General features: G+C 71.7%; 16 protein-coding genes. 11 read left to right on the top strand and 5 right to left on the bottom strand.

Going from position 1 to position 22,243, the window contains the following annotated elements; all coding sequences use genetic code 11:
* The first annotated feature begins 55 nt into the window (after positions 1-55).
* Complete coding sequence (locus tag ACZ7LK_RS28165) at positions 56-1,354, top strand: sensor histidine kinase (RefSeq protein WP_471144017.1); 1,299 nt, start codon at positions 56-58, stop codon at positions 1,352-1,354.
* On the top strand, positions 1,351-2,046 hold the full coding sequence (locus ACZ7LK_RS28160) for a response regulator (RefSeq protein WP_392277751.1): 696 nt from the start codon (positions 1,351-1,353) through the stop codon (positions 2,044-2,046). The genes ACZ7LK_RS28165 and ACZ7LK_RS28160 overlap by 4 nt, the downstream gene beginning before the upstream one ends.
* Before the next feature lie 109 nt (positions 2,047-2,155).
* Here ACZ7LK_RS28160 and ACZ7LK_RS28155 read toward each other — a convergent pair whose 3' ends face one another.
* Positions 2,156-3,343, bottom strand: coding sequence for a helix-turn-helix domain-containing protein (locus tag ACZ7LK_RS28155; RefSeq protein ID WP_471144016.1), 1,188 nt, complete (start codon positions 3,341-3,343; stop codon positions 2,156-2,158).
* A gap of 124 nt (positions 3,344-3,467) precedes the next feature.
* Between ACZ7LK_RS28155 and ACZ7LK_RS28150 the strand changes: the two genes are divergently transcribed.
* From ACZ7LK_RS28150 to ACZ7LK_RS28135, 4 genes are all read left to right on the top strand, one after another.
* Positions 3,468-4,070 carry a toll/interleukin-1 receptor domain-containing protein gene (locus ACZ7LK_RS28150; RefSeq protein ID WP_471144015.1) on the top strand — a complete coding sequence of 201 codons (603 nt, stop codon included), beginning with the start codon at positions 3,468-3,470 and terminating at the stop codon, positions 4,068-4,070.
* A gap of 142 nt (positions 4,071-4,212) precedes the next feature.
* Positions 4,213-6,309: an outer membrane protein assembly factor BamB family protein gene (locus ACZ7LK_RS28145; RefSeq protein WP_471144013.1), complete on the top strand. Its 2,097-nt coding sequence runs from the start codon at positions 4,213-4,215 to the stop codon at positions 6,307-6,309.
* 16 nt (positions 6,310-6,325) lie between these two features.
* Positions 6,326-6,757, top strand: a complete 432-nt coding sequence (locus ACZ7LK_RS28140) for a hypothetical protein (protein ID WP_471144011.1) — start codon at positions 6,326-6,328, stop codon at positions 6,755-6,757.
* Positions 6,754-10,623: an nSTAND1 domain-containing NTPase gene (locus ACZ7LK_RS28135; RefSeq protein WP_471144009.1), complete on the top strand. Its 3,870-nt coding sequence runs from the start codon at positions 6,754-6,756 to the stop codon at positions 10,621-10,623. Before ACZ7LK_RS28140 ends, ACZ7LK_RS28135 begins: the two co-directional genes overlap by 4 nt.
* Before the next feature lie 188 nt (positions 10,624-10,811).
* On the opposite strand, the gene ACZ7LK_RS28130 is transcribed toward ACZ7LK_RS28135, so the two are convergent.
* Entirely contained in the window at positions 10,812-11,243 is a 432-nt protein-coding gene (locus ACZ7LK_RS28130) for a YybH family protein (protein WP_471144007.1), read from the bottom strand.
* Between the two features lie 486 nt (positions 11,244-11,729).
* Here ACZ7LK_RS28130 and ACZ7LK_RS28125 point away from each other — a divergent pair, with 486 nt between their 5' ends.
* Together ACZ7LK_RS28125 and ACZ7LK_RS28120 are read left to right on the top strand one after the other, a co-directional pair.
* Positions 11,730-12,494, top strand: coding sequence for a thioesterase II family protein (locus ACZ7LK_RS28125; RefSeq protein WP_392277758.1), 765 nt, complete (start codon positions 11,730-11,732; stop codon positions 12,492-12,494).
* A gap of 240 nt (positions 12,495-12,734) precedes the next feature.
* Complete coding sequence (locus ACZ7LK_RS28120; protein ID WP_471144005.1) at positions 12,735-15,608, top strand: helix-turn-helix transcriptional regulator; 2,874 nt, start codon at positions 12,735-12,737, stop codon at positions 15,606-15,608.
* 102 nt (positions 15,609-15,710) lie between these two features.
* Here the strand turns inward: ACZ7LK_RS28120 and ACZ7LK_RS28115 are convergent, their stop codons facing one another.
* Together ACZ7LK_RS28115 and ACZ7LK_RS28110 are read right to left on the bottom strand one after the other, a co-directional pair.
* Positions 15,711-16,316, bottom strand: a complete 606-nt coding sequence (locus tag ACZ7LK_RS28115) for a response regulator (RefSeq protein ID WP_392277768.1) — start codon at positions 16,314-16,316, stop codon at positions 15,711-15,713.
* Between the two features lie 16 nt (positions 16,317-16,332).
* Positions 16,333-17,586, bottom strand: a complete 1,254-nt coding sequence (locus ACZ7LK_RS28110; protein ID WP_471144003.1) for a sensor histidine kinase — start codon at positions 17,584-17,586, stop codon at positions 16,333-16,335.
* A 366-nt stretch (positions 17,587-17,952) separates the two neighbouring features.
* Between ACZ7LK_RS28110 and ACZ7LK_RS28105 the strand changes: the two genes are divergently transcribed.
* The 3 genes from ACZ7LK_RS28105 (at position 17,953) to ACZ7LK_RS28095 (ending at position 20,621) form a co-directional block, all read left to right on the top strand.
* Positions 17,953-18,513 carry a hypothetical protein gene (locus ACZ7LK_RS28105; RefSeq protein ID WP_471144001.1) on the top strand — a complete coding sequence of 187 codons (561 nt, stop codon included), beginning with the start codon at positions 17,953-17,955 and terminating at the stop codon, positions 18,511-18,513.
* A 66-nt stretch (positions 18,514-18,579) separates the two neighbouring features.
* Positions 18,580-19,071 carry a PH domain-containing protein gene (locus tag ACZ7LK_RS28100; RefSeq protein ID WP_392277762.1) on the top strand — a complete coding sequence of 164 codons (492 nt, stop codon included), beginning with the start codon at positions 18,580-18,582 and terminating at the stop codon, positions 19,069-19,071.
* The gene (locus tag ACZ7LK_RS28095) at positions 19,068-20,621 is read left to right on the top strand and encodes a PH domain-containing protein (protein WP_471143999.1); all 1,554 of its coding nucleotides are present in this window, start codon (positions 19,068-19,070) and stop codon (positions 20,619-20,621) included. Before ACZ7LK_RS28100 ends, ACZ7LK_RS28095 begins: the two co-directional genes overlap by 4 nt.
* 343 nt (positions 20,622-20,964) lie before the next feature.
* Here ACZ7LK_RS28095 and ACZ7LK_RS28090 read toward each other — a convergent pair whose 3' ends face one another.
* Positions 20,965-22,083, bottom strand: a complete 1,119-nt coding sequence (locus ACZ7LK_RS28090; protein WP_471143997.1) for a nucleotide disphospho-sugar-binding domain-containing protein — start codon at positions 22,081-22,083, stop codon at positions 20,965-20,967.
* Positions 22,084-22,243: the final 160 nt, after the last annotated feature.

Here is a 22,243-nt window from a genome sequence, read left to right as displayed (position 1 = left end):
TGCCCTGGCCGGACAGGCGGACGCCGCCGAGCGGAGAGCGCAGCAGAATGCAGGGATGGAGACGGAAGACCGGCGCGGTCGGTACCGGCAACTCATGGACGCGCTACGCCCGGAGGCGCAGGCCTCCCCGCTGTCCCCGCGAGCGGCGCGCGCCGACGTGGTGCTGGCGGTCGTACTGACCGTCATCGCCCTGTTCGTGGCGGTCCGCTATCCCGGTGATGGGCTGGTGAACATCAACCCCCCCACGGTGGACGACGGGACCGGGGTCCCGGCCCCGCCCCCGCCGCCCGACCCTGATCGGCTGCCCGAGGAGGAGGGACCCCCTTCCACGCCCTGGGCCCTGGTCGTCCTGTCGACGCTGCCGCTGGTGGCCCGGCGCCGGCATCCGCTGTCCACGTTCGTGGTGGTGCTGGGCGCGGCACTGGCCATCGGCAGCTCCGCCACCTGGATCACCGTCCTGGCCTGTGTCATCGCCGCCTACAGCGCCGTCGTGTACAGCCGTTACCGGCTAGCGGCGATAGCCGTCCTGGTGATCGCCGCCACGCTGTCCGGTTTCGCCTTCCGTAACGCGGAACCCGTGCTCCCCGGATGGTCCAGCCCGGGATTCGTGCTCCTGGTGGCAGGGATGCTGGCCAGCCTCGTCCGCTTTCTGCAACTGCGGCTGGCCTCCAGCCGGGACCGGGTGACAGAACTGCAGGCCGCTCAGGAGGAGGCCACGCGCCGCGCCGTCGAGGAGGAGCGTGCCCGCATTGCCGCCGAACTGCACGACGTTGTGACCCACAATGTGAGCGTGATGGTGATTCAGGCCGGTGCGGCCCGCAAAGTGATGGACATGGCGCCCGAGCAGTCCAAGGAGGCACTGCTGGCCGTCGAGGCGGGCGGTCGGGCCGCCATGTCCGAACTCCGCCACGTGATGGGCCTGCTGGCCGCCTCGGACCACGAGAAGCCCGGCGGCCTGGAGCCCCAGCCGGGGCTCGCGCAGCTCGACGCGCTCGTCGCACGAGTACGCGGCGCCGGTACGCCCGTGAGCGTCGGGGTGTCGTTGCCCCCGGATCCTCTGCCACCGGGGGTGGACCTCGCGGCGTATCGCGTCGTACAGGAGGCGCTGACCAACACGATCAAACATGCGCGCGGCGCGCAGGCGTCCGTCGCCATCGGTTACACCGACGCCTGTCTGGAGATCGAGATCACGGACACCGGTGGTGCCAAGGATTCCCCGCCGGTGCGGAGCAACGGCCGTGGCCACATGGGGCTGCGCGAGCGGTTGACCGTCTACAAGGGCGAGCTGACGGCCGGACCGATGCAGACCGGCGGCTACCGGGTGACGGCCCGCATCCCACGGAGCGTGATATGACCGCGGACCAGCCACCTCTGCGTGCCGTCATCGCCGATGATCAGGCCCTCGTGCGCACCGGTTTCAGAATGATCTTGGCAGCGGACGGCATCGAAGTGACGGCCGAGGCCGCCGACGGAGCCGAGGCTGTTGCAGCGGTTCGCCGTACGCGGCCCGACGTCGTCCTCATGGACATCCGGATGCCGGAGATGGACGGCATCGAGGCCACCAGGCACATCATCGGCGGCGCCGGCCCGGCGGGAACGCGGGTCGTCATCCTCACCACATACGACCTCGACCACTACGTCTACGCCGCGCTCACGGCCGGCGCCAGCGGCTTCCTGCTCAAGGACGTCTCTCCCGAACATCTGGTCTCCGCCCTACGCCTGGTGCAGACCGGCGACGCCCTCCTCGCACCCACGATCACTCGTCGGCTGATCGAACGCTTCGCCCATCGCGACGAACCGCAGACCATCGCCCCGCACCGCGATCCGTCCGGCCTGACCCCACGCGAGCTCGAGGTGCTCCGCCTACTCGCGACGGGCCTCAGTAATGCCGAACTCGCCTCCCGGCTGTTCCTCAGCCCGACCACGGTCAAGAGCCACGTCGGCCGCATCCTGTCGAAGCTGGACCTGCGCGACCGCGTCCAAGCCGTCGTCTTCGCCTACGAGACGGGCCTGATCGCCCCGGGCGGGGGGCGCCTGGACGATTGATCCAAGGGCAGTGGTCGTAGCCGGTCAGTGACCGGATGGCTGGTTGGTCGGTGGGGCCTGATTCGGCACCGAGGAAGGAGGGACGATGATGAGGCTCGAGTCGCGACTGTCAGCCGTTCGCGAGGGCGGCCGATGCGTCGATGAGGGAGAGTTGGCCCGGGCCGGCTTTCCGGGTCCGGGCCTGTTCCACGAACCGGCCCAGCTCCGCGCGGGCGGTGGCCGAGTCGATGCGCCTGATCACGGGCAGCGTGGCCTCGACGATGTGACAGGCGTCGTCGAGGCGGCCGGAACCGGCCAGGGCTGTCGCCTGCCGAACCGCGAAGCGCGCTCGGGAGTTGCTGTCCGCCGGGACGGCCGGCCGGTGCTCGGCGGCGAAAAGGTCGGCGGCCAGCTCGAAGCGATGGAGGCTGAGCATGCAGGACGCCTCAATGAGCTGAGGGTTGCCGTTCTCGATGCGCGGGCCCCAGTGAGGGGTCCGGTCGCCGATGGCCTCGGCGGCGTGGCTTCTGAACCGCTCCAGTGCCTCCTGGCAGGCCCCCGCATCGCCACGGCGCGCGTGCCCCTGGGCGGCGCGTCGCGCGGCGTGCGCGCGGATCACCGGGTTGGCCGCCGGGTGCCCGGCCGCCTGGTCGGCGAACCCGATCACCGCACAGGTGTCACCGCGGTGCTGGGCGATGAACGCCTTGCGGACCAGGGCGTACGCGGCCACCGTTTCGTCCCCGCCGTGTGCGCCCCACCGGACAGCGAAATTCGTCCAGCGCAACGCCTCCGCGGGATTTCCCGCCTCTTGTGCCATCCACCCCGTGTATTCGGCGAACTTCGAGGCCAGTAACCAGATTTCGGCACGCTGCCGGCCAACGGCGTGCGAACCGGCGTCCGTCAGGATCCGCGTGATCGACTTCATCGAAGCGGTGACGAATCCCGGGCCGGTGGATCTGCCGATGTCCTTCAGCTCCCGCAGGATGCGCTCGTATCCGGCGACCACGGGGCCGGCCTCGATGACGCTCTCGGCCCGGGCGCCGCGGCGGCTGACACCGGCCAGCTCGACGAGTTCCCCGCCGGTGCCGAAGGCCGTGTCGCATGCCGCCGCCACAGCGGGGGTCGGGTTGCGCACCCCGCTCTCCAGATTGCAGATCTGCCCTTCGGACACGTTCGCACGCCGGGCGAACTCGCGCACGCTCCACCCCCGACGCGCCCGGAGTGTGGCCAGGACGACGCCGAAGTCGCCCGGCGGCAGACGGGTGCTGGTCGATCTCCCTGCCGAGACCGTCCCTGCCGCGCTGTCCACCGCATCCATACCAACCAGCGTACGGAGCCTTGCGGTCGCTATTCAATCCTCGGCGAATAGCCACCGAGCGCGTACGCCACCCCTAGGGTGAGCACGATCCCTGACGTCAAGTCTTGCCGGAGAGGGGGCAATTGTGCCGCGCATCTTCCTCAGCTTTCGCAAACCGGACTCCCGGTGGATGCGGGACCGCGTCTACCGCGCGCTGTCCGACCGCTTGGGTGCCGACGAGATCTTCAAGTCGGGGCAGTCGATTCCGCCCGGGGCCGATTTCGCCGAGATCCTGCGGCGGCAGGCCGCCGAGTGCGAGCTCATGTGCGTACTGATCGGGCCAGGGTGGCTCGACGCACGGGGCGAGGACGGTGTGCGGCTCCTGGACCGGGCTCACGACTGGGTCCGCCTGGAGATCGCGACGGCTCTGCGGGCGGGAAACCGCGTCGTCCCGGTCCTCCTGGGAGACGCGACGATGCTGCCCGACGCCTCTGCGCTGCCGACCGAGATCGCGGAGCTGGCGCACCTGCAGTTCCTCCGCGTGCCGGAGACCCATCTGCCGGGCGGGCTGAAGCATTTGGGCGACGCGCTGACCGCTCTCCTGCCCGATACAGATACCCCTGTCGAACCCGGGCGAGGTACTGCGCCGGCCGCGGAGCCCGGGCCGTCAGCGACCATGACGGCCCATGTGTCCGGCGGCGGCAGCGCCTACCAGGCGGCCCGTGACCAGACGATCAGGCTGGCGTGAGGGGCGGACGATGGATCATCCCGGAGCAGACGGTGCTCATCGGGTCGGGCCGTATGTGCTGCTCGGAAGGCAGAGCACGGTCGGCGGGAGCGAAGTCTTCGCGGCCCGCACGGACGAGGGGCTACTCGTCACAGTCACCGTCGTGGGGCCCGAACTGGGCGCCGACCCGGGGTTCCGTGACCGGTTCCGAGCCGCCGTCGAGGCGGCACGGACGCTGTCCGGTGCCTTCCTCGTACCGGTGGTGGATGCCGACGCCGACGCGCCGGTTCCGTGGCTGGCGACCGAGTTCATCGCCGGACTGCCGCTCCGGCAGGCGGTGGACCGGCACGGCCCGCTGTCCGAACCGGCTCTGCGGGTGCTCGCCGAGGGCCTCGCGCGGGGGCTGGCCGCACTCCACGCGGCCGGGAGGGTCCACGGCGGGGTGAGCCCGGACTCGGTGCTGCTGACCATGGATGGGCCCCGCTTCACCGCAGTGGGGCTCGTGGGAGCCACCGGCGGTCCGGCGCCCTTACCGACGGACGACATGTTCGACCTCGGGTCGACCGTGCTGTTCGCAACTTCCGGAGGCGAGCCGGACACAGGCGCCCTCCCCGTGTCGCTGCGCGAGGTGATCGGCGGCTGCCTGTACCCGGAACCGCCGGACCGTCCCACCGCGGAGCAGCTCGTCGAATACCTGAGGCGTCAAGACCTGCCGGCCCCTGCGGGCAGTTGGCTGTCGCCGGCGGTGACCGCCGACATGGCCGCCGCGACCGCGGCGGTGGGATCGGCGTCCGCCGGGGTTGGCGGCCGGGGCGCGGTGTTTCCTCCGCCGCCGGTGAACGCCGCCGGCGCGGGTGTCAGCCGCCGGAAGCTGCTCATCGGTCTGGCGGGGGGCGCGGCCGTATTCGGCGGGGCCGCGGCGGCACTCGCCTTTGCCGGCGACTCGTCGACAGCACCCGCCGGCCGGGCCGGCGGGCCCGGGCCCACCGCACGGCCGGCCTCTCCGTCAGGCGTACGATCTCCGTCGGCCTCCTCCGCGTCGCCGTCCTCGACGGACGGACCGGCACCGATCGTCCTGACCGGACCCGACGCCGCGAAGGCATGGTCGGGCGCTGGAAAACACGCCCCCACCTGCCTGGAAGCCTCCGCCAAGGTGGTCATGGTGGTCACGGACACGGCCACGTCCTTCCTGGACGCCGCGACCGGAAAATCCGTGTTCCCCCAGCTGAACACGGTCAACGAATACGGCACGACCAGCTCCAAGTACCCGACGGCGTACGCGGACGGAGTGTTCTACCTGCTCTGCGACACCCCCGATCAGTCGGGCCTGCTGGCGGCGTTCGACGCCGCCAGTGGGAAGGCGAAGTGGGCGACCAGGATGGCCGAAGTCGAATCCGGCGGGGGCAAGCCCACCGCGATGTACCGGAGCACCTATGTGGCCGTCGCGGGGAACACGGTGTACGTGTGCGGGACGATGAGCCTGTTGGACGGGTCGTACTCGTCCACGTCCCCGACCACCGGTTACATCCGTGCGTTCAACGCCGCGACCGGCAAGGGGCTGTGGCGGGTCAAGGGCACGGACATCAATAACGTGCTGGTGCCACCCACCGGGTCTCACCTGCTGGCCACCTCGGCCGTGCCGGGCAGGAAACCCGGCCGCGTCCAGATGATCGACGCCGGCAGGAGAGGCGCCCGCGGCTGGAAGGTATCCGTCCCGTACGGCGGGTTCTACTTCACCACCGGCTGGCCGCTGACGTGCTACGCCGCCGGGCTGTTCCTGTTCGCCGGTGGCAGCGGCGACACGCTGTTCGCCGTCGACGCGGCCACGGGCAGCGAGAAGTGGCATCAGCGCTTCCATGCGAAGAACGGGGACCGGGTCCAGATCGGCGCCCCGTTCTCCAGCCTGGACGGCGCGACCGTCCACGTACCCGTCGGCAGCGACCTGGTCGCCCTGGCCACGGCCGACGGCACGCTCCGGTGGGTCGCGACGCTCGACGGGGCCAGCGAGACGGGCGGTTCCAACATGTTCAACGCCTCCTTGAGGATTTCCGGCAAGAGCGCGCAGTGTTCGGCCGACACCGTCTTCGCCACCGACGGCGCCAAGACGTTGTGGGCCATCGACGCGGCCACCGGCAGGGCGCGGTGGAGATACAGCGACCCGGGGCAGCCGGACGTGGGGTTCCTGTGGACGGTGGGCGGCGACCGCGTGTTCATCGCGTCCCACCTGACGATGACCGCGATCGCGGCCCACGGCCGGTAAGGGACAAGGAGAAGACATGGAGACGAGTGTGGAACTCGCCGGCCTGGCGTCGGTGGCCGCAGCGCGTCTGATCGATCTGCTGGCGACGGACGGCTGGGCCGCGGTCAAGTCCTCGGTCCTGTCGCTGTGGCGGTCCGCGCACCCGGAGCGGGTCGAAGAGGAACTCACCGACGCGCGAGGTGAGTTGCTCCAGGCGCGGGAGGCGGGCGACGGACAGGAGCTCCAAGGTCTGCTGGTCGCCGAGTGGCAGGCCCGCATCATCCGGCTCATGGCCACGCGGCCGGACGCCGTCGAGGAGCTGCGCGCGCTGTTCGGCGGGGAGCCGCGCTCCGCCGGAACCCCGGAACAGGTGGTCACGGGCTCGATGACGCTGGAGGCACACGTCTCCGGGGGCGACGCCTACCTGGCGGGCCGGGACATGACCGTCACCAGAGGCGGACAGGCGTGACGGAACGCGGCACCGGTACCCCGTCCCCCGACGGGCCGCCCCTCTGGCAGCCGAAACGGCAGGAGGCGAGCGCGACGGGCGGCGGCAGCGTCTTCCAGGCCGGCCGTGACCTCCACGTCCGCTATGGCGCCGAGGGGCGCAGAACCGTGCCCGGGCACGGAGCCGACCGAGTGCTGTGCCCGTACCCGGGCTTGGCCCCGTTCGGCGCGCAGCACAAGCAGTGGTTCCACGGCCGTGAGCGCATGGTTCACCTTGTGTGCGAGCGGATGGACGCCCGGATGCGTGAGGGCGGCCCGCTGGTGCTGATCGGCCCCTCGGGGGCCGGGAAGTCGTCCCTGCTCGCGGCCGGGGTACTGCCGGCCCTGGACGACGGCCGGCTTCCGGTGGCGGGTTCGAGCACGTGGCCGCGGCTGCTGCTGACCCCGACGGCGTCCCCGGCCCTGGCGCTGGCCACCTCCGCCGGGCTCGAAGCCGGGACCGCCCGGAGCACGGCAGCGGCGTGGCGGGCCGATCCCGCACGGTGCGTTGCCGAACTGCACGAGATCACCGGAGCCGGCGATCCGGCGCCCACCGGGGCGTCCCCCTCCGTGGGCCTGGTCGTCGTGGTCGACCAGTTCGAAGAGATCTTCACGGCCTGCGGCGACGAGACCGACCGGCAGTGGCTCATCGACGTGCTCGACCGTCTGGCCCGGCCCACGGGCGGTGCGGTCGTGGTGCTGGGAGTACGCGCGGACTTCTACGCCGCGTGCACGGCCCATCCGCAGCTACGGGCGGCGCTCCGGGCCGGACCGGTCCTGCTGGAGCCGATGACGGAGCACGAACTCAAGGACGCGATCCGCCGCCCGGCCGGCAGCGTGGGCCTCGACGTCGAGGACGGCCTGGTCGAGGTGCTGCTGGCGGACCTGGGGGCGGTCGGCGGAACGGTCGGTACGAGCACCACGGGCCGGCTGCCGCTGCTCGCGCACGCCCTGCGGGCCACCTGGCAGCAGCGGCACGGGCACACGCTCACCGTGGACGGCTACCGCGTCACCGGCGGCATCCAGGGCGCCATCGCCACCACGGCGAACAGGCTCTACGACATCCTGCCGCCGCCCTGCCAGGAGGCCGCGCGGTGGGTGTTCCTGCGGCTCGTCATCGTGGGGCGCGACGCCGACGACAGCCGCCGGCGCGTCCGGTACGACGAGCTGCTGCGTCACGCGCCGGACCGGGAAGCGGCCGTCAGGGTCCTGGACGACTTCACCCGCGGCCGGCTGCTCACCCGGGACCGGGACACGGTCGTGATGACACATGAGGTGCTCATCCGCGCCTGGCCCCGGCTGCGGGGCTGGATCGAGCACGACCGCAGCGGGAACCTCGTACGGCAGGATCTCGAAGAGGCGGCCACGCATTGGGAACGGGCCGGCCGGGAGGCGGCCGCGCTGTACCGCGGCAACCGCCTGGAGGCCGCACTCGCCTGGGCCGGGACGCACGGGCCGGAACTCAGCGCCGCCGCCCGGGCGTTCCTGGCAGCCGCCCGCCACCACCAGCGGCGCGGGCAATGGCTCCGGCGCGCCGCGGTCGCCACCATCACCGCCCTGGCCGTGATCGCCTCGCTGACCGCGGTGTTCGCCTTCCGGCAGGAGTCCCGGGCCCTGCGCGCCCGCGACCAGGCCATCAACGCCGCCGTCACGTCCGCGTCCGTGCAACTGGCGCCGACCGATCCCTCGCTGTCCGCCCAACTCGCGTTGACCGCCTATCGCATGGACCCGACCGAGGAGGCGGCGTCCCGGCTCATCAGCACCGAGAACACACCGCTGGCCACCCGGCTGCCCGGCCGGCACGGCGCGGTGAACACCGTGGCCTACAGCCCGGACGGGCACATGCTGGCGGCCGGGTACCACCGCCAGAACGTCGTCCGGCTGTGGGACGTCTCCGATCCCGGCCGTCCGGTGGCGCTGGGCCGGCCCATATCCGTGAGCCGTTCCGTGGCGTCGATCCGGTCGCTCGCCTTCAGCCCGGACGGGCGGGTGCTGGCCGTCGGGGGCCGCGTCAGTGACAAGGGCGACGGCGGTTCCGGCGGATTCGTCGACCTGTGGAGCCTGACCAGCCCCAGTCACCCCGTCCTGCTCGGCCGGCCGAAGGCTCCCGCCATTCAGGGTCTCGACGCCGCGACCGCCGTCGACTCGCTGGCGTTCAGCCTCGACGGCCGTACCCTGGCCGCCGAATGGCACGCCGGACTCGTCAGCCTGTGGCACGTCACCCGCCCCGACGACGTCGACCCCGCGGGAGCGCCCCTGAACCTCGGCTGCCCCGGAGTCTTCTCCCGTCGCATCGCGTTCAGCCCCACCGGGCGTACCCTGGCCGCCGCGTGCGACGACGAGGCCGGCACCATCAGCTTGTGGAACACCACCGACCCGGCCCACCCGGGCCGCGGCCGTTCCGTCAAGGCCGGGCACCGCGTCAACTCCGTGGCGTTCAGCCCCGACGGCGGCACCCTGGCCGCCGGGGCCTCCCCCGGCAGGGTCCACCTGTGGAAGGTCGCCGATCCCGGCCGCCCCGCCCCCCTGGGCAAGCCGCTGACGGGTCTCACCCAGTCCGTCATGTCGGTGGCGTTCAGCCCCGACGGTCACACGCTGGCGGCCGGCAGCGCCGACCACACCATCCATCTGTGGAACGTCTCCCATCCCCAGGCCATCGGCCCTCTGGGCAGGCCGCTGACCGGTCCCGGCAGCGCGGTGACCGACGTGGTGTTCAGCCCGGACAGCCTCACCCTGGCCGCCGGGAACACCGACGGCCACGTCGATCTGTGGAATCTGCCGCCGACCCGGATCACCGGCGCCGGCGGGAACGTGGCATCCGTGGCGTTCAGCCCCGACGGGCGGACCCTGGCCGCCGGAAACCAGAACAACACCGTCTCGCTGTTGAACACCACCGACCCCAACCACCCCGTTCCCCGCGGTGATCCGCTCACCGGCCCCGATGACCCGGTCGACGCCGTGGCGTTCAGCCCGGACGGCCGCACCCTGGCCGCGGGCGATAGCGGCGGCACCGTCACGTTGTGGAACACCACCGACCCCGGCAATCCCGTTCGCCTCGGTGAGACCCTCACCGGGGCCGGCGGGCTCATCTTCTCGCTGGCGTTCAGCCCCGACGGCGACACCCTGGCCGCGGCCGGCGACCACAGGTCCGGCAGTATCGCCCTCTGGGACGTCAGCGACCCCGCACACCCCGTCTCCCGGGGCGGCATCTCCAATTCCCGTACGTCGTCCGTCATGTCCCTGGCGTTCAGCCGCGACGGCACGATGCTGGCGGCCGGCGGCGACGGCAGCAACGGCACCGTCGGACTGTGGAGTACGACGGACCCTGAGGTCCGCATCGGGCAGCCGATCGACCAGCCGACCGCCACCAGCACCTGGGTGGCGTTCAGTCCGGACGGCCGCACCCTCGCCACCGGGAACAGCCGCGGCACCGTCACCCTGTGGGATGCCACCGACCCCCACCGCCTCACGCGCAGGGGCAGCCCCCTGACCGTACCCGGCGGCAGCCTGTGGTCGGTGGCCTTTAGCCCGGACGGGCACACCCTCGCGGCGGCCGGCCACACCGACAACGGCACCATCCACCTGTGGGACGTCTCCGATCCCGACAACCCCACCGCCATCGGCGGGCCGCTGACCGTGGAGACCGGATTCGTCGCCGTCCTGGCTTTCAGCCCGGACAGTCGTACCCTGGCCGCCACCACCGACGACGGCGTGGCCACGCTCTGGGACCTGAACGTCGAGTCCGCCATCAGCCGTATCTGTGCCGGGAGCTCCGGCGCCCTGAGTCGGCAGCAATGGAGCCGATACGTTCACCAACTGCCGTACGAACCACCCTGTGCGACCACCTAGGGAACTTGCGGCCAGCCTCGGCGGCACGGTGACGCTTCCCGCCCGCCGACCGCCCCGCCGCAGTGGCACGAGGACGAGGGTGGTGTGGACGACCCCTCGTGGTTCGGCCACATGGTGGGGACCCGCTGAGTCACCCCGCATGGACGTGAGTGGGCCGGGTGCCGGGCGGCCGGTTTGGCGGGGCCGGCTCACTGCTGCGGCGGGAACCAGGCTCGGAGGGTTTCCGGGTCGATGGGCATCGAGATGTGCTCGTGAGTGATCAGCCAGCGGTCGCCGGAGCGGCGGAGGCAGACGCTCGACCGGACCCACAGCCCGATGTTCATGCCGTTCGTGCGGGTGCCGGAGTCCAGGTGGAGCATGTGGGCGAAGGCGAGGTCGGCGTCGCCGGCGGTGACGGTGAGGGCGTGCGTCTCCAGGGTGATCGGGCCGTCGTACGCGTCGAACCAGCGGAGGAAGTTGCGGCGGACCTCCTCGTGCCCGGTGAATCGGAGCGGGGGGACGGCGTCGTAGTAGACGATGTCGTCGGAGTACAGGGTCATGAGCCGGTCGATGTCCTTGGCCTGGCTCGCGTCGACGCGGTGTTCCAGCAGGGTCCTGATGGCGGACTCGTGCGAGGTCATCGCATCCTCCTCTTTCGCGGTACGGGACCGCGGCCGGCTGTCCGGCCGCCTCATCCGTTCGACGGTGCGGGGCCCTGAGGTGTGAGGTGCCGGGGCGTTCGGTGCGTACCGCCGGGGAGGTGGGGTAGACGGGGGGAGGTGTGCCTGCGGGGGTGGGTGAGTGGGGTGGCGGGGGCCGCAAAGCGAAGGTAAAGATCTGGCGTGGACTGGACGTCGGCGTGGGGGTGGTTTTCGGCCAGGGGGTCCTCGGTGAGGGGTGGGGGACTCCGCCGGGGTGGGTTCGTCGTGGCGGTTCTCGCCCGGGTCGGTCAGCGCTTTGGACTGATTGGTTCCAGCCAAAGTAGGGGTGTGAAGTAGGGGTACTCCCGGCTTTGGGCGCTCTGCTAGAACTGGCTACACCGAAACGCGTGTACGGAACTGGCGGAAGCGTTCGAACCGCCGGCCGCGCGCGACGCATCTGGGACTTGAACAGGGAGTTTCAGTCCATTGATTGAAAAGCAAAACACCGGCCTCTGGGTTCGCCGCTACCACGCTTCGGACGAAAGTCCGGTCCAACTGGTCTGCCTGCCGCACGCCGGTGGCTCGGCCTCCTTCTACTTCCCCATGTCCCAGTCGCTGGCCCCGGGGGTGGACGTCCTCTCCATCCAGTACCCCGGTCGGCAGGACCGCAGGGACGAGCCCGGGATCACCGACATCGGTGCCTACGCGGACGCGCTGACCGCACAACTCGAGCCGTGGCTCGATCGGCCCCTTGCATTCTTCGGCCACAGCATGGGCGCCGTCCTCGCCTTCGAGGTGACCCGCAGGCTGGAGCGCGACCACGGCACCAGCCCCTTGCGGATCTTCGCCTCCGGCCGCCGCTCGCCCTCCAGCTACCGTCACGAGACCGTGCACCTGCGGGACGATGACGGAATCGTGAAGGAAATGCGGGAACTCAGTGGGACCGATGCGAAGATTCTCGGGAACGAGGAAATCCTCCGCATGGTCCTCCCCGCCATCCGCAGCGACTACACCGCCATCGAGAACTACCGGGCCGCCCGCGAAGACGCCGTGCGCGCCCCCATCACCGTCCTCACCGGTGACGCGGACCCGAAGACCAGCAGCGAAGAGGCCGACGCCTGGGAAGCCCACACCACAGGCGGATTCGACATTCACCGTTTCCCCGGCGGCCATTTCTTCTTGGCGAACCATCAGGAACACATCATGAAGATCGTGATGGAGGAACTCACCACCGCGGCTCGAAGCCACTGAGCGGAACGCGGCGGGAACCACCACGCCGGGCAGGGGCCCGGCGGAACCCCGTGCATCCGGACGGCCGCATGACCAACGGCCGACCGGAGGCGAACCGGCGGGGGCAGGCCGCGGTGGCGGCCCGGCAGGGCGCATCGCGCCCGTCACACCACACGGAGCCGCGTCGGCGTCGCCAGCCGGGCACGCCACGGACCGGTGTGGATCGTGAGCAAGTCATGCAGTTCGGGGGAAGGAAAATCTGTGGCGGCCAGGCTCGTCGAGCGCGAAAAGCAACTGGAGACACTCAAGGAACTGCTCGGCAGTGCGACGCGCGGCAGAGGACGCGTCGCCGTCATCAGCGGGGCGGTCGCGGGAGGTAAGACCAGCCTGCTGGAGAGCTTCACCGAAGAGGCCCTCGCGCAGGGCGCGCTGGTACTGGAGGCGGCCGGCTCCCGCGCGGAGCGCTACCTGCCCTTCGGCATCCTGCGCAGGATCCTCGACAGCGCGGCCCCCGTGGCCCCCGACGTACACGCCTACGCCACCGAACTGCTCGACCGCGTCACCGACGGGACCACCGACGCCGAAGCCGCCGCCGAAGCCGGCATGCGCGTCCTGCCGCACGTCTCCACCGCACTGCTGCGCCTCGCCCGCAACCGGACCGTCGTCATGGCCGTCGACGACGTCCACCACGGCGACGAACTCTCCCTCGCCTTCCTGCTGTGCCTCGCCCGGCGCGTACGGCAGGCCGGGGTCCTCATCGTGCTCACCGAAGCCGTACGCCTCCGGCCCGCACAACTCGCCTTCCACGCCGAACTCCAGCGCCAGCCCAACTGCACCACCCTCCGGCTCCCGCTGCTCAGCACGCGCGGCATCGCCCGCGTCCTCGCCGACCACTTCTCCCCCTCGGCCGCACAGCGACTGTCCGCCGAGTGCCAGGAGACCACCGGCGGCAACCCGCTGCTGGTCAGAGCCCTCGTCGGCGACGGCCTCACGGCGCTCGGCGACAGCGAGCCCTTCCAGCGGCTCGCCCCCGCCGAAACCTTCGAACGCGCCGTCCTCGACTGCCTCCACCGCGGCGACCCCGAACTGCTCACCGTCGCCCGCGGCGTCGCCGTCCTCGGCGACGCCGGCTCCCCGGTCCTCCTCAGCCGGATCGTCGACCTCCACGTCAAGGCCACCGAACAGGCCCTCCAGGACCTCGCCCGCTGCGCCGTCCTGCACGACGGCTCCTTCCGCGACCCCGCGGCCCGCACCGCCGTCCTCGAAGCCGCGCCGGCCGGCGTCCTGTCCGCACTGCACTCCCGCGCCGCGAAGCTCCTCCACCAGGAGGGCGCGGCGGCCCTCGACGTCGCCCGCCACCTCCTCGCCGCCCGCAAGAACGTCGAGGACTGGGCCATCCCCGTCCTCCAGGAGGCCGCCGAGTACGCCCTCGTCGACGACGAGCACGACCTCGCCCTGCGCTGCGGCGAACTGGCCGTCGCCTCCTGCGCCGAAGGCCCCCGGCACGCCTCGCTCAAGTCCCGCCTCGTCAGCATCGTCTGGCGCAGCAGCCCCGCCGCGGCCGAGGGGCACCTCCGCCAGCTCTCCCGCGAGCTCACCGCCGGCCGGCTCGCCGACCGCGACCTCGTACACGTCGTGTCCTGCCTCCTGTGGATGGGCGAGTCCCGCGCCGTGGGCGAGGCCGTACTGCGCCTCCAGGAAGCCGACGGCAAGGCCCGCGCCGAAGGCCGCGCCCCCGCGTACGACCCGAACACCCTCGCCGCCGCCCAGAGCTGGCTCACCATGGTCAGCCCTCCGGTACGGGACGTCCTCGGCGCCGCGCACCCGTCGCGGACAACGCTGTCAGGCGCCCCTGGAGCTCTGCCCCTCGCGGGACTCGAGACCGTCCCGTACGACATCCCCGACAACGCCCACGTGCAGGCCGCCGAGGCCGTCCGCACCGCCCTGGGCGGCCGGAACCAGGCCGACGCCGCCGTCGGCGAGGCGATCCGGGTCCTCCAGCGCTACCACCTGAGCGACCGCACCCTCCAGCCCCTCGTCTTCGCGCTCCTCGCCGTCGTCTACGCCGGACGCCTCGACCTCGCACTCGCCTGGTGCGAACGCCTCCTCGCCGAATGCTCCGGCCGCAACACCCCCACCTGGCAGGCCGCCCTCGGGGTGGTCCGCGCCGAGATCTCCCTGCGCAGGGGCGACCTGCCCGGCGCCGCCGCTCAGGCCCGTCACGCCATGTCCCGCATCTCGGTGCAGAGCTGGGGCGTCGGCATCGCGCTGCCGCTGGCCATCCTCGTCGAGTCCGAACTCGGCATGGGCAACCACGACGAGGCGATGAGCCTGCTCGAACAGCCCGTACCGGAAGCCATGTTCAGCACCCTCCCCGGCCTGCACTACCTCCGGGCCCGGGGCCGCTGCCACCTGGCCACCGGCCGCTACCACGCCGCCCTGCGCGACTTCCTCAACTGCGGCGAGCTGATGCAGTCCTGGGGCATGGACGCGGCCGAGCTGGTCCCCTGGCGACTGGACGCCGCCGAGGCGTGGCTCGCCCTCGGCAACACGGCCCGCGCCAAGGAGTACACCGAGCAGCAGAAGGCGCGCGAGACGGGCCCCGCGGGCAGCCGGACCCGCGGCTTCCTGCTGCTCGCGCTCGCCCGCACCGGCACCGACCTCACCGTCCGGCTCAAGCGCCTCACCGAAGCCGTCGAGACCCTGGAGGAGGGCGGCGACCGGCTTCAACTGGCCACGGCCCTCGGCGAACTGGGCCGGGGCTACCGCGCGCTGGGCGACTTCAACCGCGCCCGCATGCTGGTTCGCAAGGCCTGGCACGTCGCCAAGTCCTGCGGTGCCGAACCCCTGTGCCAGCAGTTCATGCCGGGCCAGGGCGACGGCGACACCGGAGCCGCCCAGAGCGGCCGGGAGACGGAGGCCCCCAGCGAGGTCGAGGTCCTGTCGGAGGCCGAGGCGCGGGTCGCCCTGCTCGCGGCGCGCGGCCACACCAACCGGGAGATAGCGACCAAGCTGTACGTCACCGTGTCGACCGTCGAGCAGCACTTGACGCGCATCTACCGCAAGCTGAAGGTCAAGCGCCGCCGCGACCTGCCCGCCCGCCTCTCCGACATGAGCCTCCCGGGCATCGCCTGACCCCTCGGGAGGCGGGCGTGACAAGGGGAGGGGGAGGGGAGGGGCGTGCGGGGGAGTGGAGGGGTGGCGCCGGTACCGCTTCCGGTACCGGCGCAGGAACCTTCAGGACAGCAGGCCGCGTTCCAGCGCCGTGATGACCGCGGCCGTACGGTCCGAGACCGACAGCTTCTTGAACGTCCGCAGCAAATGCGTCTTCACCGTTGCCTCGCTGATGAACAGCCGGCGCCCGATGTCCGCGTTCGTCAGCCCCAGGCTGACGAGCTGGAGCACCTCCCGCTCCCGGTCCGACAGCGCCGGCGGTTCCACCACCCTCGCCCGGAACAGCTTCGGCGCCAGCGAGGGCGTCAGGACCGTCTCGCCCCGGGCCGCCGCCTTCACCGCCTGCACCAGGTCGTCGCGCGAGCTGCCCTTCAGCAGATAGCCGGCCGCGCCCGCCTCCACGGCCCGCAGGATGTCGGTGTCCGTCTCGTACGTCGTCACGATCACCACCTTGGTGGCCGGAGCGACGCGCAGCAGATGACCGGTGGTCTCCACCCCGTCCATCCCGCCCATCCGCAGGTCGAGCAGGACGATGTCGGGAGCGAGCCCGGCGACCATCGCGATCGCCTCCTCGCCCGAACCGGCCTGCCCGACGACGCTCACCCCGTCGGCGGACCGCAGCATCGAGCTGAGGCCCTCCCGTACGACCGGGTGGTCGTCGACCAACATCACGCTGATCGTCCCGTCAGCTCCCACCGTCCGCCCCTCCACTCGCGGGCACGGGCACCGTCACCTCGACGGTGGTGCCCCGCCCCGGAGCGCTGACCACGGTCACCGCCCCGTTGATCTCCTGCGCCCGGGTCCGCATGCCGCGCAGCCCGAACCCCTGCTGGTCGTCGTCGCCCACGGCGAACCCCGGCCCGTCGTCCCGTACGAGCAGCCGCGCCGTCTCCCGCCCGTACACCAGCCGGACCTCGGCCGAGCGTGCCTCGCTCGCGTGCTTGCGGATGTTGGAGATGGCCTCCTGGAGGGAACGCAGCAGCACCACGCTGACGGCCATCGGCAGTTCCCGCTCATCACCCTCGACGGAGACGTCCGCCCGTATCCCGGTCTGCGCCGTCAGCCCCTCCGCCTGCCGCCGGGCGGCCTGCACCAGTGACGACTCACGCAGCGCGGGCGGCGTCAGCTCCGTGACGAACTCCCGCGCCTCGGACAGGCTTTCGCGCGCCACCTGCCCGGCGAGCCCCAGATGCTCCCTGGCCAGTTCGGGATCGGCCGTCAGCTCCGTCTCGGCGGCCTCCACGAGGCCGATGATGCTGGTGAGGCCCTGGGCGAGGGTGTCGTGGATCTCCCGGGCGAGCCGCTCCCGCTCGGCCGAGACCCCCGCCGCCCGTGACAGCGCGGCCACCCGCTCACGGTTGCGGTGCAACTCCTCGATCAGTTCCGCCCGTTCCCGGCTCTGCCGGGTCACCCGCGTGATCCACAGCCCGAGCATGACCGACAGCGCGATCCCGAGCAGCGACGTCGGCAGCACGGCCATGATGTCGCGGCTCAGGGTGCCGCCACGCAGCCACACCACCGTCATCGGCATCAGGTTCGCCAGGACCACCACGGCGATCGCCGGCGAGGTCGCCAAACTCATCATCAGCATCGGCACCACGGCGAACAGCGCGAACGACGCCGCCAGGTCGAAGAGCACCGCCACCGCGAACAGCAGGAACAGACCCACCGAGAAGACGATGCTCCGCCGCCCGTGCCCCTGGCCCGGCTGGATCATCGCGCTGCGCCCCAGGGCCGCGTACCAGGGGACGGCCAGCGTCAGCGCGGCCATCGCCACGGCACGGTGGACCTGCTCGCCCGCCGAGGTGAACAGCAGCATGGTGGTGACGACGTACGAGACGGCGAAGAACGCGTCCCAGAGGCCGAACCAACGGGTCCCCGCCTCGGGCGAATGATCCGGGCCGCCGGCCGCCTCCACCACCCGCGTTTCAGTGCTCACGTCACCAGTCCTATCACCTCGGCCGGGCCCGGCACGACGCCGGGCAGGGGGCCGGGGCGGGGTGGCAGGGGCGCCGGGTGCGGGTGGCGACGGGGTCGGGCGGGGGGCGGCAGGGACGCCGGGCACGCGGCCGGGTGCGGGGGTGGCGACGGGCCGCGTGCGGGGGTGGCAGCGGTGCTCCCCGGGATGGGGCGGTGTCCACCGTGTCCACCGATCGGTTGACGACCGAACCCACTGGACGGTTGTCCACACGGGCCCCGTCCCGCCCCTAGCGTTGCAGGTGAGAGGCAGGGAGCACCGCACTGCCGCACGAAAACGGCGGTGCACGACACCGGCACCGCCGAGACCGAGGAAGAGGCCCGCCGCATGAGCCCGTTCTTGACCGCACTGATCGCCAGCGGGACGATCCTGATCATCATCCTGTCGACCGACCTCGGCACCCGCAAGGTCACCAACATGCGGATGCTGCGCTCGATCCTCGCGGTCGTCATCGTCCTCGCGCTGTTCGTGCACACCCTGCCGCTCGACGGCAACGACCCCTCCCTCCAGCTCGCCGGCATCGGCGCCGGCGTCATCTGCGGACTGGTCGCCGCCGCCCTGCTCCCCGCCCACCGGGACGCCTCCGGCGAGATCTACACCAAGGGCGGTGTCGGGTACGCCCTGGTGTGGACCGCGCTGTCCGCCTCGCGCGTGCTCTTCGCCTACGGTTCGGAGCACTGGTTCAGCGAGGGCATCATCCGTTTCAGCATCGAGTACAAGCTCAGCGGGCAGGACGTCTACTCCAACGCCTTCGTCTTCATGGCCCTCGCCATGGTGCTGACGCGGACCGCCGTCCTGCTGAACAAGCGCCGCCGGCTGCGCGGCGGCCAGCTCCCCGCGACCGGCAACACCGGTGCCCGACAGGGCAGTTCCGCGGGCACGCACTGAGATGACGGACGTCGGATCAGGTTCGGTACAAGATCGTCTCAGAGCTAGGGTGAAGCAGTGGAACGCATGGATGATGTAAGGCTCAGGCCCCCGCGCAATCGCGTCGAACGCAGGGCGATCGGCTGGTGGACGCTCCAGTCGTCGATGTTCGCCCTGCCCCTCCCGCTCGTCTTCGGCGTGCTGTACCTCTTCATCCCGCCCGCCAGGCCGTTCTTCGGCTGGGCCTTCCTGATCTCGCTCGTACCGGGCCTCGCCTACATGGCCGTCATGCCGATCTGGCGCTACCGGGTCCACCGCTGGGAAACCACCGACGAAGCCGTCTACGCGGCGTCCGGCTGGCTCTGGCAGCGCTGGCGGGTCGTCCCCCTGTCCCGCATCCAGACCGTCGACACCCTCCGCGGCCCCCTCCAGCAGCTCTTCGGCCTCTCCGGCATCACCGTCACCACCGCCTCCTCCTCCGGCGCCGTGAAGATCAAGGGCATCGACCACCGGACCGCGCAGGAAGTGGTCGAGCACCTCACCACCTCGACCCAGGCCACCCCCGGAGACGCGACATGAGCCACGACAGCACCACCGGAACGGCGCACACCGACGGTACGGTCCAGGCCGCCGCCGACCCCGGGTGGACCAAGCTCAGCCCCCGGCTGCTCCTTGTCAACCTCAGCATGCTCGCCGGTCCGCTCGCCCTGTTCGCCCTGACCGTCGCCCTCACCGGCGCCAACCTCCAGGCGCTCATCTCGCTCGGCTCCCTGGTGATCACCTTCCTGGTCATCACCGGCATCAGCACGATGCGCCTGCTCACCACCCGCTTCCGGGTCGCCGGCGACCGCCTCGAACTGCGCTCCGGGCTGCTCTTCCGCAGCCGCCGCTCCGTCCCCGTCGACCGGATCCGCAGCATCGACCTCGACGCCAAGCCGATGCACCGCCTCTTCGGCCTCACCTCGCTCCAGATCGGCACCGGCGAGCAGAGCTCCTCCTCCAGCCGCAAGCTGTCCCTCGACGGCATCACCAAGCAACACGCCCGCGAACTGCGCCGGCTCCTCCTCGACCGCCGCGGCAGCGCCCGCACCACCGGCCACGACGAGGACCTCACCATCGCCGAGATGGACTGGGCCTGGCTGCGGTACGCGCCGCTCACCGTCTGGGGCGTCGGCAGCGTCTTCATCGGCGTCGGCACCGCGTACCGCATCCTGCACGAGATGAAGGTCGACCCGCTCGAACTCGGCATCGTCAAGGACCTCGAGGAGCGCTTCGGCTCCGTGCCCCTGTGGTTCGGCATCCTCGTCGCCGTCGTCATCACCGCCGTCGCGGGTGTCGCGGTCTCCGTCGCCACCTTCGTGGACGCCTGGGCCAAGTACCGCCTGGAGCGCGAACAGGACGGTGTCTTCCGGGTACGCCGAGGGCTGGTCATCTCCCGCTCCGTCACCATCGAGGAGCGCAGGCTGCGCGGCGTCGAGGTCACCGAGCCGATGCTGCTGCGCTGGGCCGGCGGCGCCCGCCTGAACGCCATCGCCAGCGGCCTCGGCAACAGCGAGGAGAACCGCAGCCGCCGCTCCCTGACGCCACCGGTGCCCCGGGCGGAGGCCCTGCGGGTCGCCGCCGACGTCCTCGCCGAGGAGCGGTCCCCGACGGAGCTCGCCGACCTCGTCGCCCACCCGCGCGTCGCCCGCCGCCGCCGCGTCAACCGCGGCCTGCTGGTCCTCGGCGCCATCGTCGCCGTTCCGCTGGGCCTGGGCCTGTGGCTCACCCCCGTACTCGTCCACACCGCGTGGATCACGGCGCTCATCGGCCTGCCGGTCGTCATCGCCCTCGCCAACGACGCCTACCGCGCCCTCGGCCACGGCCTCCGCGACCGCTACCTCGTCGTCCGTGCCGGCACCTTCGCCCGCCGTACCGCCGCCCTTCAGCGCGACGGCGTCATCGGCTGGAACATCACCCGCTCCTACTTCCAGCGGCGCAACGGTCTGCTCACCATCGGCGCCACCACGGCGGCCGGCGACGGCGTGTACAAGATCCGGGACGTCCCGGTCGGCGCGGGCCTCGCCTTCGCCGAGGAAGCCGTGCCCAAGCTGCTCGCCCCCTTCATCGAGCGCGTGCCGCGCACCTGAGACCACCGGACCGCTCGCCCCGCTCCACCCCGATCGACCCGCTCGAACCCCTCGAGCCCCGCTGCCCGGGACTCGAGGCCCCTGACCAACTGGCGATCCCCCGGGAGGTGGAGGGGTGGCAACCCCCGTGCCGCCCCTCCACCTCACCCCCCGGGCCGCCTCCCGCATGCGCCGTACGTCCCGCGCGTCCCGCATGCACCTGACGCCGCAGGGGCCGTATCCGGAAATCACTCCCGGATACGGCCCCTGCCGCTCGTCCCGCCGGGTGCGGAGGTCGGGCGCCGGGTCCGAACCGGCGCCGTCCCGCCGGACCCCGAGCTCGTCCCGCCGGGCCCCGGGGGGCTCAGCCCGCCAGCTCCTCCAGCCTCGGCACCAGCGACGCGGGAGAGGGCATCGTCCCGATCTCCTCCCGCACCTCCCGCGCGACCGCCGACATCTTCTCGTCCGACAGCAGCCGGCCGAGGACCGCCGCGTCGAGGTCGTCCGCCGTGCCGAGCAGACCCGCCCCCCGGTCCCGTACCGCCTCCGCGTTGATCTGGCGGTCCGCGCCGTCCGGCAGGACAAGCTGCGGTACGCCCGCGTTCAGCGCGGCCAGCGTCGTGCCCGCGCCACCGTGGTGCACCGCCGCGTCACAGGTCTGGAGCAGCGCCGTCAGCGGCACCCAGCCCACCACCCGGACATTGTCCGGGAGTTCGCCGAGCGCCGCCGTGTCCACGTCGCCCAGCGCCAGCACGAACTCCGCGTCCACGGCCGAGGCCGCGGCCACCAGCCGCTGGACCGGGCCCAGGCCGTTCACGTGCACCGAAGCCGTGCCCAGCGTCACACCGATGCGGCGCCGCCCCGGCTCGTCCAGCAGCCAGTCCGGCAGCACGGCACCGCTGTTGTACGGGACCGGCCGCATCGACCAGCCGTCACGCTCGGCCTCCGCCATGCTCGGCGGCGCGATGTCGATCACCGGTACGTCGGCGGGCACCCCGGTGACGCCGTGCCGGGCCATCGTCTCGCTCAGCATCGACACCGTCAGCTCACGGAGCTGCGTACCGCGCGCGAAGCCGAAGTTGTGCTGCACGGCGGGAACACCGAGCCGCGCGGCGGCGATCAGACCGGACACGAAGATCTGCTCGAAGACGATCAGATCGGGCCGGAACGCGTCGGCGGTCCGCACGATGCCGTCCGCCAGGTGGTTGTTGAGGTGGGTGAACAGCCGCAGCCCGTCCATCGGATCGACACCGCCCGGCCCGCGCAGCCGCGCCATCAGCTCACCGGCCGTCGACTGGAGGAACCCCTCCAGCTCGAAGCCGGGGCAGACGTCCGCCACGTGCAGACCGGCGTTGGCGGCCTCCAGGGCGTCACCCGCGCTGGCGACCAGGACCTCGTGTCCGGCCGAGCGCAGCGCCCAGGCCAGCGGAATCGTGGGGAAGACATGGCCAATGGCCGGATACGAGACGAACAGCACGCGCATGGAAACGCGCTCCTCCCGGGTAGCTTTGAATAGTCCGGGCCGGAGATTCGACGATGGCAGAGTTCCGGTGATGGAATAACATCGCTACTCTTGCAATTACCAGCCCTATCGGCGCATCCTGATGCAGTGATGCGTGCCGAGTCAAGGCGCTTCCCGGAGC

Source organism: Streptomyces sp. NPDC039423 (genome assembly GCF_055598725.1).
The sequence above is the reverse complement of the archived record's forward strand: the minus strand, read 5'-3'. Positions and strand labels throughout refer to the sequence as shown.